The 17,290-nt window shown below is 39.4% G+C and carries 16 protein-coding genes and 1 other RNA gene; 14 read left to right on the plus strand and 3 right to left on the minus strand.

Going from position 1 to position 17,290, the window contains the following annotated elements:
• Nucleotides 1-134 precede the first annotated feature (134 nt).
• From smpB to V7161_RS21540, 10 genes are all read left to right on the plus strand, one after another.
• A complete protein-coding gene (gene smpB, locus V7161_RS21495; RefSeq protein ID WP_289989371.1) occupies nt 135-602 on the plus strand; it encodes an SsrA-binding protein SmpB in 468 nt (155 codons plus the stop codon).
• A gap of 149 nt (nt 603-751) precedes the next feature.
• Nucleotides 752-1,110: a transfer-messenger RNA gene (gene ssrA / locus V7161_RS21500) on the plus strand.
• A 384-nt stretch (nt 1,111-1,494) separates the two neighbouring features.
• Nucleotides 1,495-2,253, plus strand: coding sequence for a nickel pincer cofactor biosynthesis protein LarB (gene larB, locus V7161_RS21505; protein ID WP_335714912.1), 759 nt, complete (start codon nt 1,495-1,497; stop codon nt 2,251-2,253).
• Complete coding sequence (locus tag V7161_RS21510; RefSeq protein ID WP_335714913.1) at nt 2,250-3,110, plus strand: LarC family nickel insertion protein; 861 nt, start codon at nt 2,250-2,252, stop codon at nt 3,108-3,110. The genes larB and V7161_RS21510 overlap by 4 nt, the downstream gene beginning before the upstream one ends.
• 704 nt (nt 3,111-3,814) lie before the next feature.
• Complete coding sequence (locus tag V7161_RS21515; RefSeq protein WP_335714914.1) at nt 3,815-5,161, plus strand: gluconate:H+ symporter; 1,347 nt, start codon at nt 3,815-3,817, stop codon at nt 5,159-5,161.
• Nucleotides 5,162-5,356: 195 nt separating this feature from the next.
• On the plus strand, nt 5,357-6,178 hold the full coding sequence (larE, locus tag V7161_RS21520) for an ATP-dependent sacrificial sulfur transferase LarE (protein ID WP_335714915.1): 822 nt from the start codon (nt 5,357-5,359) through the stop codon (nt 6,176-6,178).
• A gap of 43 nt (nt 6,179-6,221) precedes the next feature.
• A complete protein-coding gene (locus V7161_RS21525) occupies nt 6,222-7,991 on the plus strand; it encodes a sigma-54-dependent Fis family transcriptional regulator (RefSeq protein ID WP_335714916.1) in 1,770 nt (589 codons plus the stop codon).
• Nucleotides 7,992-8,243: 252 nt separating this feature from the next.
• Nucleotides 8,244-9,587 carry a four-carbon acid sugar kinase family protein gene (locus V7161_RS21530; RefSeq protein WP_335714917.1) on the plus strand — a complete coding sequence of 448 codons (1,344 nt, stop codon included), beginning with the start codon at nt 8,244-8,246 and terminating at the stop codon, nt 9,585-9,587.
• A gap of 37 nt (nt 9,588-9,624) precedes the next feature.
• The gene (gene pdxA / locus V7161_RS21535) at nt 9,625-10,626 is read left to right on the plus strand and encodes a 4-hydroxythreonine-4-phosphate dehydrogenase PdxA (protein WP_335714918.1); all 1,002 of its coding nucleotides are present in this window, start codon (nt 9,625-9,627) and stop codon (nt 10,624-10,626) included.
• Nucleotides 10,627-10,703: 77 nt separating this feature from the next.
• Complete coding sequence (locus tag V7161_RS21540; protein ID WP_335714919.1) at nt 10,704-11,954, plus strand: lactate racemase domain-containing protein; 1,251 nt, start codon at nt 10,704-10,706, stop codon at nt 11,952-11,954.
• Nucleotides 11,955-12,034: 80 nt separating this feature from the next.
• On the opposite strand, the gene V7161_RS21545 is transcribed toward V7161_RS21540, so the two are convergent.
• Complete coding sequence (locus tag V7161_RS21545; protein ID WP_335714926.1) at nt 12,035-12,712, minus strand: spore coat protein; 678 nt, start codon at nt 12,710-12,712, stop codon at nt 12,035-12,037.
• A 153-nt stretch (nt 12,713-12,865) separates the two neighbouring features.
• Here V7161_RS21545 and V7161_RS21550 point away from each other — a divergent pair, with 153 nt between their 5' ends.
• The 3 genes from V7161_RS21550 (at nt 12,866) to V7161_RS21560 (ending at nt 14,801) form a co-directional block, all read left to right on the plus strand.
• Nucleotides 12,866-13,441: an IMEF encapsulin system ferritin-like cargo protein gene (locus tag V7161_RS21550; protein ID WP_335714920.1), complete on the plus strand. Its 576-nt coding sequence runs from the start codon at nt 12,866-12,868 to the stop codon at nt 13,439-13,441.
• Between the two features lie 163 nt (nt 13,442-13,604).
• The gene (locus V7161_RS21555; protein WP_335714921.1) at nt 13,605-14,453 is read left to right on the plus strand and encodes a family 1 encapsulin nanocompartment shell protein; all 849 of its coding nucleotides are present in this window, start codon (nt 13,605-13,607) and stop codon (nt 14,451-14,453) included.
• Between the two features lie 3 nt (nt 14,454-14,456).
• A complete protein-coding gene (locus tag V7161_RS21560; protein ID WP_335714922.1) occupies nt 14,457-14,801 on the plus strand; it encodes a 2Fe-2S iron-sulfur cluster-binding protein in 345 nt (114 codons plus the stop codon).
• A 35-nt stretch (nt 14,802-14,836) separates the two neighbouring features.
• On the opposite strand, the gene V7161_RS21565 is transcribed toward V7161_RS21560, so the two are convergent.
• The gene (locus V7161_RS21565; protein ID WP_335714923.1) at nt 14,837-15,304 is read right to left on the minus strand and encodes a hypothetical protein; all 468 of its coding nucleotides are present in this window, start codon (nt 15,302-15,304) and stop codon (nt 14,837-14,839) included.
• Nucleotides 15,305-15,478: 174 nt separating this feature from the next.
• Between V7161_RS21565 and V7161_RS21570 the strand changes: the two genes are divergently transcribed.
• A complete protein-coding gene (locus V7161_RS21570) occupies nt 15,479-16,744 on the plus strand; it encodes a DUF4309 domain-containing protein (protein WP_335714924.1) in 1,266 nt (421 codons plus the stop codon).
• Between the two features lie 36 nt (nt 16,745-16,780).
• Here the strand turns inward: V7161_RS21570 and V7161_RS21575 are convergent, their stop codons facing one another.
• Entirely contained in the window at nt 16,781-17,107 is a 327-nt protein-coding gene (locus V7161_RS21575) for a DUF192 domain-containing protein (RefSeq protein ID WP_335714925.1), read from the minus strand.
• Nucleotides 17,108-17,290: the final 183 nt, after the last annotated feature.

Genomic DNA, 17,290 nt, shown 5'->3' on the forward strand with positions numbered 1-17,290 from the left:
AAGAAGAGAGGCCGCGGTCAATAAGAGATTACCTCAATGTAGTCCAATTACGGATAACTGTGTGAACGGCATTCTTTTAATTGTACCAGGTAGATTATTTTGCTAAAATAAAATCCATAAACGAGGTGAAAAAAATGCCAAAAGGTGAAGGGAAAGTCGTTGCAAATAATAAAAAGGCTTACCATGATTACTTTATTGAAGAAACATACGAGGCCGGAATTGTTCTTCAAGGGACAGAGATAAAGTCCATTCGAGCAGGAAAAACCAATCTCAAGGATTCCTATGCGCGAATAATAAATGGAGAGGCTGTATTAATTGGTTTGCATATCAGCCCATATGAGCAGGGCAATCGCTACAATCACGACCCATTAAGAACAAGGAAGCTATTGCTTCATAAGCGTGAAATCGACAAGCTCATCGGCGAAACAAAAGAAGCGGGATATGCACTTGTTCCATTGAAAATGTATTTGAAAAATGGTTTTTGCAAGGTATTAATCGGTCTGGCAAAAGGTAAGAAAAATTATGATAAGCGTGAAGCGTTAAAGCAAAAAGAAGCGAAGCGAGAGATTGAGCGGGCATTCCGCGATCGTCAAAAGATGTAGCTTACAAATAATTACAATTGAAATCTCCTCACAATGTGTTATAATAAGTTTGTCGCTAAGGTGCGACACAATCTTTTGCTCAAACAGCTTACTTGAGCATCCGATAACGTCTGCTAGAATCATTAAGTTGATTTAGCACATTTTATAATGGGGACGCTACGGATTCGACAGGGGTAGTTCGAGCTTGGGTTGCGAGTCGAGGGGATCGGCCTCGTTAAAACGTCAACGCCTATAACTGGCAAAACTAACAACAACTTAGCTTTCGCAGCTTAATACTGCATAGCTGTTCGCCCCTCCATCGCCTATGTGGTAGGGTAGCGGACTCACTCTTAGTAGGCTACGCCGGAGTCCACCGTCTGAGGGCGAAGGAAGAGAACAACCAGACTAGCTGACCGGACGCCTGTCGATAGGCAAATGGCTCAGCGAAACGCGAATATGTCGACTACACTCGTAGAAGCTTAAGTGCCGATATCTTTGGACGCGGGTTCGATTCCCGCCGTCTCCACCATACATAGGTGGATAACAAGACCAGTCAAAAAGGCTGGTCTTTTTTATATTCGAAAAAAAGATTTCTCAAAAGCTATTTTCTTTTTAAGTAATTCCTTATTATATTTACCGTTCCTTGGAGTACACTTTTCATAGTTTTCCAGTATCCATAATGCTCGATTTCTTTTTTTGTTCACTCTAAGAAACAGAGAATTGACAAAACCAAAGTAAAAAGGAGATTCTTTTGGCTATGTATTTACCGAAAAATATTCTATAATTGGGGGGCTATAAAAATACTGGCGGTATGAAATGTTAGCTAATGATGTTTCAAAGTATTTTTGAACCTCTTAAGGAAAATGATGGGAAATATAGATTCGGAAAACAGATTGTTTAGGGTGTGAAAAAAATGCTGGAAGAGATATTGCAACAAGTTCAAAAGGGCAAATTAAGTGTTTCAGAGGCTAAAAATAAGTTGGCTACATATGAGAATTTAGGCTTTGCCAAGGTCGATCATCATCGTAAGAATCGTCAAGGGTTCCCGGAAGTGATTTATGGGGAAGGGAAGACGAAAGAACAAATTCTTTCCATCATTCAAGCCATCAAATTAAAAGGTAATGATGTCTTAGTTACACGGATATCAGAAGAAAAAGCTGATTTTATCCTTCGTGAGTATCCTGAATTTATCTATAATGAAACAGCACAGATTCTCTTCTGGAAAGAGAACAAAAATAGTAAGGATTCTTATCAAGGCTACGTTGCCATTGTTTGTGCTGGTACATCAGATTTGAGGGTGGCCGAAGAAGCAGCAGTAACAGCAGAGGCATTGGGAAGTGAAGTACGCCGCTTTTATGATGTAGGTGTCGCTGGGATTCATCGCTTATTTGATAATATTGAACAAATCCAACAGGCGACTGTTTCAGTAGTAGTAGCAGGAATGGAAGGCGCATTGCCAAGTGTCGTTGGGGGACTTGTATCGCATCCGGTCATTGCCGTCCCAACCAGCGTTGGTTATGGCGCCAATTTCCATGGTCTATCAGCGTTATTGACCATGTTGAATTCATGTGCGTCTGGCATCAGTGTTGTAAATATTGACAATGGATTTGGTGCTGCGTACAACGCTGTACTGATTGATAACATCGCAAGAAAAGGAGGCAACAAAGGATGAAAACACTTTATATCGATTGTTTTTCGGGGATCAGCGGTGATATGTTCATTGGAGCACTTTTAGATGCAGGGGCAGATCCGGCTGTATTAGAAAATGAATTAAAAAAGCTTAATTTTGAAGATGAATATCAATTGACGTGGAAGAAAATCGTGAAGAACGGAATCACAAGTACTAAGTTTGATGTAGTGTTAGCAGAAACTGGTCACCATCATGAACATAATCACCATCACCATGAGCATGACCACCATCATGAACATAATCACCATCACCATGAGCATGACCACCATCATGAACATGATCACCATCATCACGAGCATGAACATCATCATGAACTTGATCACCATCATCATCACCGTTCATACAGTGATATTGTAAAAATGATTGAATCATCCGAATTGGCCCCTGAAGTGAAAGAGACTTCAATAAAAATCTTTCGGAAAATTGGTGAAGCAGAAGGGCATATTCATGGTATGCCATTAGAAAAAGTTCATTTTCATGAAGTAGGTGCAGTCGATTCGATCATTGATATTGTTGGAGCGGCCATCTTAATTCATCAGTTAGACATTAAGAAAATAAAAGCTTCAGCTGTTCCTGTCGGCTCAGGAAAAATACATATTGATCACGGTATTTATCCAGTTCCAGCACCAGCCACACTAGAGGTACTAAAAGGTGTACCGATTGAACAAAGCAATGTGCGATTTGAACTTACAACCCCTACGGGTGCAGCTATTGTAGCAGTGCTGGCAGAAGAATTTTGCGCGATTCCATCTATGAAAGTAGAATCAATTGGGTATGGTGCTGGAACCAAAACTTTTAAAGACCGTCCAAATGTACTCCGTGTCATTGTTGGAAAATAGGCCGTAGGAGGAGTAAAATTGGTTTCACATCCTCATAACAACCCCAGAATATGAGGAGTGTAAAGAAATAGCCCAACTTCATCGTATCCCATTGAAACAAATATATGAGCAGGTTTGGAAGAAACTCAATCAAGATTAATAAAAATGTTCAGCAAAGCGGTTAAAGGTTATGGCCTTTATCCGTTTTTTTTATCATTAATAGTTGGTAATACCTTGCAGATTTAAGGAGAGAATAAAAATAGTTCAGTCAATTCGCCTAATTGTGTTGCGGGAATAAGAGGTGATCTTTCGATAGAAATGATATTTGTTGAAAAAACTAACAAAAAATAATACAACTTGTCCTATTGACAACTTTTAACGAAGATAATAAAATGATAACGTTAACATGTGATGCGATATACGACAGTATTACAAATTCTATGAATCACGCCTGATAAAAATGTTGCAATTTTATCTTTAGGTTAAGAAAATAGATGTTTCATAGAACAACATTTCTAACTAAAGCGAATAATAGGGAATAAAGATCAGTGAGTCTAAACTCCTGATATTTTTATCCGCTTTGATGAAAGCATTTGCAAACGTGCCGAGAGTCATTTGGTGAAGGGGCAGAAATGTTGTATGTAAGAACAATCGATATACGTCAGATGTAAAAGAAATCATCTAATATTTTTATAAAAAAAGAAGGAAGATGGGGGAAAACAATTATGCCTTTAGTAATAATTGCAATAGGGGTAGTATTATTACTTATTTTAATTATGCGCTTCAAATTGAACACGTTCGTTTCATTAATCATTGTTTCATATCTTGTTGCTTTAGCATTGGGCATTCCAATGAAGGATGTTGTTCATTCAATTGAAACCGGTTTAGGTGGAACGCTTGGTCATATTGGAATCATCTTTGGACTTGGCGCCATGCTTGGCCGATTAATCGCCGATGCAGGTGGTGCACACCGAATCGCAACAACCTTAATTAATAAATTCGGTGAAAAAAGAATTCAATGGGCTGTTTTAATCGCTTCATTCATTTGTGGAATCGCTTTATTCCTTGAAGTTACCATTGTATTATTAATCCCAATTATTTTCTCGATTGCAAAAGAACTAAAAGTTTCCATTGTAAAACTAGGTCTTCCGATGGTTACAGCTGCCCTGGCGGCTCATGCTTTCTTGCCACCGCATCCGGGCCCAATTGCTGTTGCAGCAGAATATCATGCCAATGTTGGTCTCATGTTACTTTACGGAATCATCATTGCCATCCCAACGGTCATTTTAGCTGGTATTTGGTATCCAAAAATTGCACAAAAAATTGTACCGTCTGCATTCACTAAAGAAGGCAGTTCATCTTTTGGGGTACAAAAAACATTTAAATTAGAAGAAACACCAGGTTTTGGAATCTCTGTTTTCACTGCACTATTTCCTGTCATCTTAATGTCTATTGGCGCTATTGTTGATATCACCCAGCCAGAATTAGGATTTAAGGATAACGCGTTAGTAGGCTTTATTCGCTTTATTACGAACTCTGACTCTGCTATGATTCTTTCCGTTTTATTCGCAGTCTTCACCATGGGATTACAAAGGAAAATTCCGGTGAAAAAGTTAATGGATTCTTGTTCCTCAGCGGTGAATGCCTTGGGAATGCTGCTTTTAATTATCGGCGGCGGCGGCGCCTTAAAACAAGTGCTTATTGATGGCCATGTTGGTGATTATGTCGCAAAATTATTTGAAGGTACCCATATGTCACCAATTCTTTTTGCCTGGATTGTCGCAGCATTATTACGTGTTTGCTTAGGATCTGGAACGGTTGCTACCTTAACAACACCTGGATTAGTACTTCCATTGCTTTCCACTATGCCGGATGTTAACTTGGAACTGGTTGCTTTGGCAACAGGAGCCGGAAGTGCAATCGCATCACACGTGAACGACGCTGGATTCTGGATGGTTAAAGAATCTCTAGGCATGAACATCAAAGAAGCATTTGGAACTTACACGGTGCTTTCAACAATCGTTGGTGTATCAGGATTAGTCTTCACTTTAATATTAGATATGTTCTTATAAAATAAAGAAGGGGCCATTTTATAGATTCTATAAAATGGTTTCTTTTTTTAATGGATAAAAAATTTGCGAATATTGCAAATCAAATTACTGCCTGCTTTTACTTTAATAGAAATTAGCTTATACTTTTAATAGTGTTGCAAAATGCATAAGTCAAATCAGATATGGTTTAAAATATTGAGATAGGTGGAATTCGGCATGAATGAGAAGTATGAAAAGTTGAAAGAAATTTTACGTGAAATGGGAAATGTAGTTGTTGCTTTTTCGGGTGGTGTGGATAGTACTTTTTTATTAAAAGTAGCTGTTGATGTTTTAGGAGTGGGACAAGTCCTGGCTGTGACGGCTGATTCGGAAACGTACCCTTCCAGTGAATTAGAAGAAGCTAAAAGATTAGCAAAAATGATTGGGGCAGACCACCAAGTGATTGAAACCTCTGAATTAAATATACCAGGCTATGTAGAAAATGACCAAAACCGCTGCTATTTCTGTAAAAATGGCTTGTTTGAACAAATTATTCCTATTATGCATCAGCAGGGGTTTGAAAACGTAGTATATGGTTTGATTGCTGACGATATGAGTGAGCATCGTCCTGGTGTACGTGCAGCCAGAGAACATGGTGTCCGCGGGCCGCTCCAAGAGGCGAATCTTTTTAAAGAAGAAATCCGAGAGCTTTCGAAACAATTAAACTTGCCTACCTGGGAAAAACCTTCTTTCGCCTGTTTATCGTCTCGCATTGCTTATGGTGAAAAAATTACGCAGGAAAAATTAACGAAGATTGAAAAATCCGAGGCTTATATCAAAGGCTTGGGAATTAGACAAGTGCGCGTGCGGACACATCAAGAGATCGCAAGAATTGAAGTAGAGCCTCAGGATATGCCATTGGTGCTGGCACACTACCAAGATATATTGGAAAACCTCCAACACTTCGGTTACAAATATGTCACGCTTGATCTTCAAGGCTATGTCAGCGGCAGTATGAATAAAGTGTTGAAACCAAGCTTTACTAAGGTGAGCCAATAATGGAAAATAGAAGAATAGAGGATATCTCAGTAGGTGAAGGGTAATGATGAAGACATTGGTGATTGTCCCTTATGAGGGATTGTTTGAAATGATGAAAGAAATCCAGCAACAGGTGGATGACATTCAATTAGATATTGAATTAGGGAACTTGCATGAAGGGGTAGCTATTGCCAAGGCAGCTGAGCATAATGGCTACCATGTCATCATCAGCCGCGGCGGAACAGCTTCGATGATTCAGGAGGCCGTATCTTTACCTGTGATAGATATCCAGGTGACTGGCTATGATGTATTACGCATTATCACACTCGTTAAAGGATTTTCACGTAAAGCTGCCATTGTTGGTTTCTCGAATATTACACATGGGGCTTCTACGATCTGTAAGCTGCTTGATTTAGATATTGAGACATTCACGATTACACAGGAGATCGAGGTTCAAGAAAAATTAGCCCATTTAAAAAGCCTTGGCTATGAGGTGGTCATTGGAGACGTTGTAACGGTCCAGTCTGCCAGACAATTGGGGCTGACAGGAGTTCTCATTACTTCTGGTAAGGAAGCTATTATTGATGCATTAGAAGAAGCGAGAAGGACTTATCGGATATATTCGCAGCTCCAACAGGATGTTTCTTTATTTCAATCGATTCTCGATTGCAATGAACAGGCGGTCGGGGTTTTTAACCGCGAAGAAAAAATGGTATATGGAAATGAGCGTTTCAATAAAGAATTTCATGGTATGAACCTAGAGAATTTGCCGGAAATTAAAAGATTAATACAAGAGACGAGAGATGAAATTCAAATCAAAACCATCCACATCCATCCTTCGTTTTGGAAAATAACAGCAAGCTCTAAAGAGGATGCGGTTGTCTTATTTTTTGAAAAAAGCCTTTCTCATCAAACGCATTTTCAGGATCGGGAAAGTATCCAAAAGAATGCGATAGAAATTCATACATCCGCATCGTATACCCCGATTTCAGGAAAAAGTGAAGCGATCCAGCGGGTGTTAAAACAAATCGATCAATACAGTATAGGTGAAGAACCCGTCTGGATTATTGGAGAAACGGGAAATGGCAAAGAATTAGCTGCCCTATCCCTTTATTCAAAAAGGAAATCGATGAATGAACCTTTTATCGTCGTACATTGTGACGTATTAAACGCAGAGCAGCTAAAGGATCTGATAAACGATGACTTTCTCCGAACGTTTGCGAATGGGGTTATCTACTTAAAGAACATCGATCAGCTGAACGGTTATTTGCAAAATGAATTAAACAAAATCGTCCAGAATGAAAAGTATAATAAGCTGCAATGGCTTGTGTCTTCTGAATGCAATATGGAAGAAAAGGTCAAAACTGGCACTTTTAATGGTGAATTGTATCATTCGTTAGGAAAATTATCCATTTGTATACCGCCGCTCCGGGAACGCAGAGAAGATATTGAGGACTTGGTCCATGTCTTTATTTCTGAATTACATCCCAAATATGGCAGTTTGGTGGTGGGGATTCGACAGGACGCATTAATGGAATTGACCAACTATGATTGGCCAGGAAATGTTGAACAGCTCAAACAAGTAATCGAGCAATTGTTTTTACAAACAAAAGCTTATTATATTGAAAAAGAGGATGTTGACGTCGTTTTAAAACGATTCGATCAGCAGGAGAAGAAGATTGATGCATTGGCACCGATCGATTTAAGCGGAACATTGGAAGAAATCGAAAAACAAGTAATCACGAAGGTGCTCGAAGAGGAAGGGTTGAATCAATCCAAAGCAGCTAAACGTTTAGGGATTAACCGCTCGACCTTATGGCGCAAGCTAAAATAATAGCTTGCCTTTTTTTATGGCGAAAATGATGCAAATAGCAACATAATGAAAATTTTGTAGAAATTTTTATAAATAAATATTGCTAAATGCAACATTTTGATTTAATATTAATAGTGCTGAAAGCGTTTTTAACGCTTGAAAATGAAACAGTATTTAGAGCCGTTATAAGAGCCAAACTTGAATAGGCGATGGAAGTCGGACTAAAAATAATAAAACGCAAACATATTGAAATTGCGCGTAAAGGGGGTAGGGATGCAGGTGAAACTAGCGGTGATAGCAGATGATTTAACAGGTGCAAATGACACGGGTGTCCAATTTGCCAAACAGGGCCTACACACCACTGTGCTATTTTCAGATACAACATTACAACCATCACATTTAAATGAAGATGTCATCGTTTTAAATTCAGATAGCCGAGCGGTCGATTCGAGAAAGGCTTACAGTGTCGTTTTTCATCTGGCAGAACAATTGAAAAACCTAAATGTTCCAAAGCTATTTAAGAAAATAGACTCCACCATGAGAGGAAATATTGGTCCGGAAATTGATGCCGTCATGGATGTATTTAATTATAAGATTTCGTTCGTTGTCCCCGCTTTCCCAAAGAGCAACAGGATTACAATGAATGGTAATCATTTTGTTAATGGTATCTTACTAGGGGAAACGGAAATCGCACAAGATCCAGTCACCCCAGTAAAAGAAAGTTACCTGCCTAAATTGTTGCAGGAGCAAAGTAAACGGGAGATTGAAATCATTTCTATCTCTGATGTAAGGAAAGGAAAAAGCCATTTATCTAAGAAGATGCATGACCTGTCCTCAGGGGAAATGTCGAAAATCATTATCGTTGATGCCACAACGGATGAAGAACTAGAGACGATTGTGGAAGCTGCAGAAATTTTGCATGAGAATTTTCTTTGGGTTGGTTCAGCTGGGATTGCTTATCATCTTTTCAACACAGGCCAGCCTGAGGAGCAACTATGCAGCAAACAAACTGGGGAAAGACATCCGGTACTAGTGGTAGCAGGCAGTGTGAATCCGATCATTGATCGGCAAATAGACGTGCTGAAAGAGAAAAATCATGTTGAAGAAATTGTGATTTCTCCTGAAGAATTCTTTTACGAAAATAGAAGAAAACGTGAAATTGATCGGATTGTGAAAACAGGTCAAGCTTTATTGGAAAAAGGCGATTTAGTGATCACAACCAACCGGGAGCGCGAAACCATCAACAGGGTGAAGGAGCTTCAACGCCAGCTTGGTTTATCGAACTTTGATGTAGGGAATACCATTGCTCAATCGATGGGGATCATTGCAGGCCGATTAATAGAAAGCAGGAAGATTTGCGGGGCCGTTTTAACAGGCGGTGAAATTGCAGGAGCCACATGTAAAGTATTGAATGGCGAAGGAATTCGGGTCATTGGGGAAGTAGAAGCCGGTATTCCTTACGGGAAATTGTTCGGCGGCTTCTTCGACGGGATGCCTCTTGTGACAAAGGCGGGCGCATTTGGAACGGAACAAGCCCTTTCAAAAGCTCTTCAAACGATTACTGAAGTTAATGCGCATATTGAAAACTGCGATAGAAGATATATAAATATTTCATAAATGACAATTGGAAATTTTATAATGGGAGGAAACAAAAATGGCAGCCAACAAACCAAGCATCGCGATTACAATGGGGGATCCATCAGGAGTAGGACCGGAAATTATCGTTAAATCGTTAAACGATCATAACATCTATGAAAATTGCCGACCATTTGTAATTGGCGATCTTAAAATTTTAAAAAGAGCTTTAGATGTAACCAATAGCGATCTTCAATTGAATAGCATTTCAAATCCGGAAGAAGCAAAGTTTCAATACGGAACCATCGATATTATTGATTTGGATTTAGTTTCTGAAGATTTACCGTGGGGACAAGTTTCTGCTGAGGCAGGAAATGCGGCATTCCGCTATTTAGAAAAGGCGATTGCTCTTGCAAATGAAAAACAAATTCATGGAATTTGTACCGCACCTTTAAATAAAGAGGCGCTTCATAAAGCTGGCCATATTTACCCAGGACATACTGAAATATTAGCGGAATTAACCAACACAAAAGACTTCGCGATGATGCTTTCCGCTCCTGGATTACGTGTTATTCATGTAACTACCCATATCGGAATTATCGATGCGGTTAAAAAAATTAATGTTGACCGTCAATACACAGTTATCAAACTTGCACATGATACTTTACAAAAAGCAGGGATTAAATCTCCACGCATCGCCGTTTGCGGAATTAACCCTCATGCCGGCGAAAATGGCCTTTTCGGAAATGGAGAAGAAGAAGAAAAAATCATTCCTGCAGTAGAAAAAGCTCAGGCAGAAGGAATTAATGTACAAGGGCCTCTTCCAGCCGATACCTTATTCTTTAGAGCAAGACGCGGCGATTTTGATATTGTTGTGGCACAATATCATGACCAGGGGCATGGGCCAATTAAAGTATTGGGTCTGGAAGCCGGCGTCAATATTACGGTTGGTCTTCCAATTATTCGTACAAGCGTTGACCATGGAACCGCTTTTGATATTGCCGGAAAAAATATCGCGGATGAGCTTTCGTTAAAAGAAGCAATTCGGATGGCGATTGAATTGGCTCCTGAGAAATTATAATAAAGATATTCAAGCAAGAGGTCATCGATGATCTCTTGCTATTCACGTATTGTCAATAAAGAAAGGGGACTTGTATGATGTCTTTTCCTAAAATGGCTAAAATTAGACAAAATTTTGTGGTGGAAAGTCTAAAGGATATTCCAGGAACGATTTCCGAGCAATTTAATCATGTGAATGCAGACGAAAAAATAAAGCCTGGCATGGAGATTGCCATTACCGTAGGAAGCAGGGGGATTAACAACATTCCTTTAATTGTGAAAAGTGTAGCTGATGAAATTAAGAAAAGAGGCGCAACACCATTTATCATTCCTGCCATGGGAAGCCACGGAGGCGCAACAGCTGAAGGGCAGAAAGAGATGGTGGAAAGTTTAGGTTGTACGGAAGAATTCACTGGTTGTGAAATTCGTTCATCCATGGATGTGGTGGAAGTCGGAGTCACGTCAGCAGGTATTCCTGTTTATGTGGATAAGATTGCTTACAATGCTGATGGAATTATCGTAATGGGCCGTGTGAAGCCGCATACCGATTTTAAAAATAAAATTGAAAGCGGCGTCTTAAAAATGGCTTCTATTGGTATGGGCAAACATAAGCAGGCATTGGCTTTACATACTTATGGCATTTATGGAATTAGTGAGATGATGCCTGAAGTAGGAAAAGTAGCAATTGCCAATTCCAATACCTTATTTGGTGTAGCAATTGTGGAAAATGCTCATGAAGAAACGGCGATTATTGAAGCGATTGAAGCAGAGCAAATTGAAGAGCGTGAAAGAGAATTATTGAAAAAAGCCTTTAACTTGATGCCCAGTCTTCCTGTCGATGAAATCGATATTTTAGTCGTTGATGAGATTGGCAAAAACTACAGCGGCACGGGTATGGATACGAATATTATTGGCCGAATCCGTGTTTTAGGAGTCGAAGAGCCGAAAAAGCCTAGTATCAAATATGTGATTGCTTCCAATTTAAGTGAAGTAAGCCACGGTAATGCATTAGGAATTGGCTTAGCGGACCTGACAACTAAGCGATTATTCGAAAAGATCGATTTGAAAACTATGAATGAAAATGTAGTCACAAGTACATTTTTAGCTCGGGCTAGTATCCCAATTGTTCTTGATAATGACCAAGAAGCACTAAAAGCGGCTTTACGCGCTACATGGGGAGTGGCTTCCGAAGAGGCAAGAATCGTAAGGATCCCAAATACTCTTCACATTGGGGAGTTATTTGTATCTGAAGTTATTTTTAATGAGTTGAAGGATAAAGAAAACATCGAAGTTTTAGAGGATCTGCAAGAAATGAAGTTTGATGCAGATGGTTATTTCTTATCTTTGTAGCATTTATTTTTTGAGTATATTTCAGATAAACAAACATCAGAAAGAAGCTATCCTTTCCACATCGGAAAGGATAGCTTTTTTTAATGATTCATATTGTTCATGTTCATATTATTCATATTCATGTTGTTCATATTGTTTTGCATCTGTGGCATTCCTTGCGCAGGCGCAAATGCGTTCAAGATTTGCTGCATATCCTGCTGGGCAAGCTGCGGAACTTGGTAGTAATGGTTTTTATTTTGATAAATAGAAAGTTCATATGCCATTTCAATACAATTCGGAACGGAGTCAGCAAGCACACGGCGCACAACTGGATTGGTTACCTCACATGCAGCTACGGTCTTCATCGAAGCGCCAGTTTTACAAGAGGCAAGCATGCAGCTTGAAATGTATTCATCATTAATCTCAGAAGCGGATTGCCAAGGTTTTTTCGGCTGAGAAGGCTTCATGCCATATACCCAATCGTTGCCCTGCTTCATCATATATTTTCCTGTCGGCTTTGATGGATCTTGTCCTGTTTTGAAACACTCCAAGGTGATGTTGTATTCATCCTGCATAAATTGATACTGACGATCGAGAATATCCATTAATTCTGGATCTTTTACGTGTTGACGCAGCATTAAATACGAATTCATCGTACCAATAGCGCTTGATATAACTTCATGTACATCGAAAAGTTCATGGCCCCCGTGATTCATTTGCGGCGGTACTGCTCCTGTATGCATATTTTGGTGCATTTGTCCTTGTGGTTGGTTTTGCATCATAATTGAATCTCCTCCTATTGATAATGAACATAACCATAATTAGTATGTTTCGGGAAGCGAGAGTTATTCAAAAATTATGGAAAGAGGAGTTTTAAAGAAACTCTTGAACGTCAATAATGAATTCTAGTTGATTATTCAGGGGTGTGCAGAATGAAAGAAGAATTGAAGGTATTTTATCGGATATTTATTACCACAAAGGATGCAATTGAAAAATTTATGAATATGCTCGATCCGGTTATTCAAAATGCAACTGACGATCATGAGCGGTTGTATTACCACCATATTTTTGAAGAGGAGGAGCAACGGCTGTCGCGCTTGGTGGAACTTATTCCACTCATCAGCAAATTTGAAAAGGAAAAAAGCGAGAAGGATTTTGCTCCGACCAATAATGAGTTTAATCGACTTTTGCAAGAGCTCAATCTTGAAAAGTTCGGCTTACATAACTTTGTGGAACACCTCGATTTAGCCTTATTTCGCTTTACAGATGTAGAGCGGAGCACGATGCTTAATCAATTGCGGGAAGTATCTTATCAGGACTATCAGCAGGTAAAAGCGATGTTAAACGAGATCAACAGCCGTTTTGATACGAACTATGTTGACCCGCATGCCCATCATGACGAGCATCATGATCATTTAGACCGCTCGGGCTCTGCACCAGTTGCAGCTGCCCCAGTTATCGGTGCAGCTAAAATGAAAAAAGGATTTACAGTCGGAAGTTTAAGATAAATAACGGGGTTTTCGCGGAATAAATCGCAAAGAAGGCGGAATTAATCATAGATTCCGCGGAATTATTATCAAACTTCGCGGAATAACGGCTACAATTAGCGGAAATCACTCAAAAACCCGCGTAATCCTGAAACAATGAATTAAATAAGGAGAGGAAAAACGAATGAACAAATCACAATTATTCCCTGATTCGCCCCTAACGGATCAAGAATTTTCCCAATTAGATAATACTGTCATTGATACAGCGCGCAGGCAGCTCGTCGGCCGCCGATTTATCGAATTATACGGCCCGCTCGGACGCGGAGTTCAAGCAATAGCCAATGACATATTTACGGAAAACAACGAAGCAAAAATGGATATCCAAGGCTCCTTTGATACTACCTTCGAATCCAGCAAACGCGTTAACCATACGATTCCCTTACTATATAAAGACTTCGTTTTATTTTGGCGCGATCTGGAACAAGCCAAGGTATTAGACATTCCGATTGATTTCTCACCAGCTGCCAATGCTGCCAGAGACGTCGCCAATTTAGAGGACCAAATGATTTTTCACGGGGCAAAGGAATTCGACATCCCAGGATTAATGAATGTTCCAGGCCGTTTAACCCATCTAATTGGGGAATGGTATGAATCAGGAAGTGCCTTTCAGGATATTGTCGAGGCCAGAAGCAAGCTGCTCGAGATGAATCACCATGGACCCTTTGCGCTTGTCCTTTCACCGGAACTCTATTCCCTTATCCACCGTGTACATAAGGATACAAATGTTTTAGAAATTGAACATATTCGTGAATTGGTGACAGATGGGGTGTTCCAATCTCCGATGTTAAAGGGCAGGGCTGGAGTCATCCTCAATACCGGACGAAACAACCTCGATCTTGCCGTATCAGAGGATTTTGATACAGCCTATATGGGGCAGGAAGGGATGAACCATCCGTTCCGTGTATATGAAACCGTTGTTTTAAGAATCAAACGGCCGTCCGCCATCTGCACTCTGGAATCGGTAGGAGATTAACCGGTGGGGCAGCGAGCATTTACGGTTGGCTCCCTCATTCCAGGCAGCACAGCGCCAGCCATTCAGCAGCCACAACCAGTAGCAAAGCCAATTCCTGAAAAAATCATTATTCAACAAGGAAGCCAAAAATTCGAGATTTCCCCGGTTAAAGGGAAACTGCTAGACGCGGCACTGATCCAAGGGAAGCCAATTCAGTACAAATGCCGAAAAGGAACATGCGGCCAATGTACCGTAAAGGTTTTACAGGGTCCAACAATATCCCTGCCAAATGAGCAAGAACATAAAAAGCTGGCGAATGCATTAAACAATGGCTATCGCCTAGCCTGCCAAGCAGAAATTTTCCAATAAAAAACGAGGTCCGCCATGAAAGGGACCTCGTTTTGCTATGCAAATAACTGCACTAATTTTTCTTCCACTGGGAATGGAAGCGAAATATTATGGTGTTTCAATTCCTTCACACTGATATCGCGGACAAGCTTAAGGGCTTCTTTTTTAAAGGAGCTTGTGACAAAGCCTTGGTTTACTTCACAAAGTTTTTGTAAGTATTGCAGCGTATCGCGAAGCAATAATTGTTTAATATAAGTATTATTCAGCTGGCAGATTAACTTGTGCTGCAGTCCTTTGATGACTGCAATTTGATCGACATGGATAATCATATTTGTGCCATTTTCATCGATAAAGCCAACGGATACATATTGTCCTTTTGAGATATCAACATTAGTAAACACCGGGTTTTGATAGGTTTCACCGGATGATAAACAAATCGAATCCGCTTCGGCGGCCCCGCCGATTTTACGATGATTAGTAATAACCGTATGAATATCCTTCAACCCATATAGCATGTTATACATGTTGATAATCTCCCTTCGTAAAAAATATCTCTGTTATCTATACCGTCATTTTAAAGATAATGAGAATCATTGTCAATAAGAATTCGGCAACTTATTTTTGACAGATTTATGAAACAGTACATTAGATAAATCGTCTATTATTAATGAAGGGCAATTTGAGGGGATGTGTGAATCGTGGTTAAATGGAAATTTCTCTTCATCGTAATAGCTTTATTTCTGTTAGCAGGATGTACTTCACAAAACCGAGATAAAAGAACAGTTGAAGATTTGCCGCCAAAGCAAACGGAGCTCAAGCCGAAAGGTGTAAATCCTATATCAATCAAATTAGAAGATATTAAAAAGAAGGCGAAATTAGGATTGGTTAATGATTGCGAATTTAGTGCTCTCGATAGCACCATCAATCAAGTGAAAGAAAAATGGGGAGAGCCAGACCGAATGGACCGTGCCGGCTCAGGCTATTATGCCACATTTGAAAAACGGGGAATTGCTTTCGGCTTTAATGTTGAAGGAAAAATATTCGATGTTCGCTCGTATGCTAAAGACCTCAAGGAAATTACCGTCGAGGAGATTAAAGCCTATTTTGGAAGTCCAGCTCAAGTAACAGAATTCAATAACGACAAAATATACACTTACAATATCAATGCAGATATTCAACTAAAGTTCGTCCTTCCAGAGAAGACCAAGGTTGTAGACCATATCTCCGTTTTTAATCAACAAAGGTCGGAACGATATTTACTTGATATTAAAGGGAACTCAAATCAACTATCTGCTTCTGCCTGGGATAAAATGCTGCAATGGCGAAAACAAATCGTCAATTTTTCAAAGGGTCAGGAAAATGTCTACATTAATGGTCCTAATGTAAAAAGGGTTGCTCTCACTTTTGATGATGGTCCTGATGCCTCGATTATTTCCGCGATCATTGATATATTAGATAAATATAAGGTTACGGGAAATTTCTTTTTTGTTGGAAGTAATGTCGAGAAACATCCCGATGTTGTAAAAAAAGCATATGAAAATGGAAATTTAATCTTAAACCATAGCTACAGCCATGTAGATTTAACCAAATTAAATAATCAAGAAATACAATCTCAATTGGAAAAAACAGAGGATGCAATCGCCGCGATTATTGGAGCTCGCCCTGCGATCCTCCGTCCGCCCTATGGAGAAACAAATAATCAGGTAGCTGACATTGCCCAACAGGAAGGCTATTCGATTGTGATTTGGTCGATTGACACGCTTGATTGGTCGCAAAAGGAAGCAAGTAATATTGTAAAAAATGTCGTTGATAATGTCAGAAATGGCGAAATTATTTTAATGCATTCTACTCCAGAACAAACTGAAACAAAGAAGGCCCTGCCAATCATCATTGAGGAACTGCAAAAGAAAAATTTTGAAATCGTCGGTTTAGACAAATTATTAAATGTAAAAGCGTATCAATAAAACAAACCATCTCGCGAATGTGAGATGGTTTGTTTTTTATAGTTTAAGCATGTCTCCTTGCTTTAAACTTAATTTTGCAATCGTACCTGGTGGAAGTTCTATGACTGAGTAGGCATTTCGTACTGGTTTCACAAACTTCCATGGCTTAAGTTTCTCCACCATTTTTACAATTTGTCCCTCTTTATTAAGAAACACAGCATCAATATCGAAATTCATAAAGCACATATGGATGGAATTGCACGGTACAATCCATAATCCCTCCTCCACCAGCTGATCCTTTCGAAACATCAATCCTTTTAATCTTTTAAAAAATGAATCTGCACGGTTAATAGAATAAGGAAGTGTTCTAATTGAATGGTCCATATTTAATAGCCCCTGTCATAAAATTTGTTCTATATATTGAATATATACTAATAAGGATTTGTTCTCAATAGTGAAGAATGTAGAATTTTGTCGTACAGTATTTAGAACATTTTTTATAATTTGTATTTACAATTTGGGACAATAATACTATTATTTACTCAAGGGTTGTTCATTATACAGAAC

The sequence above is a fragment of the Neobacillus drentensis genome (assembly GCF_036965425.1).
Lineage (GTDB): Bacteria > Bacillota > Bacilli > Bacillales > Cytobacillaceae > Neobacillus > Neobacillus drentensis_F.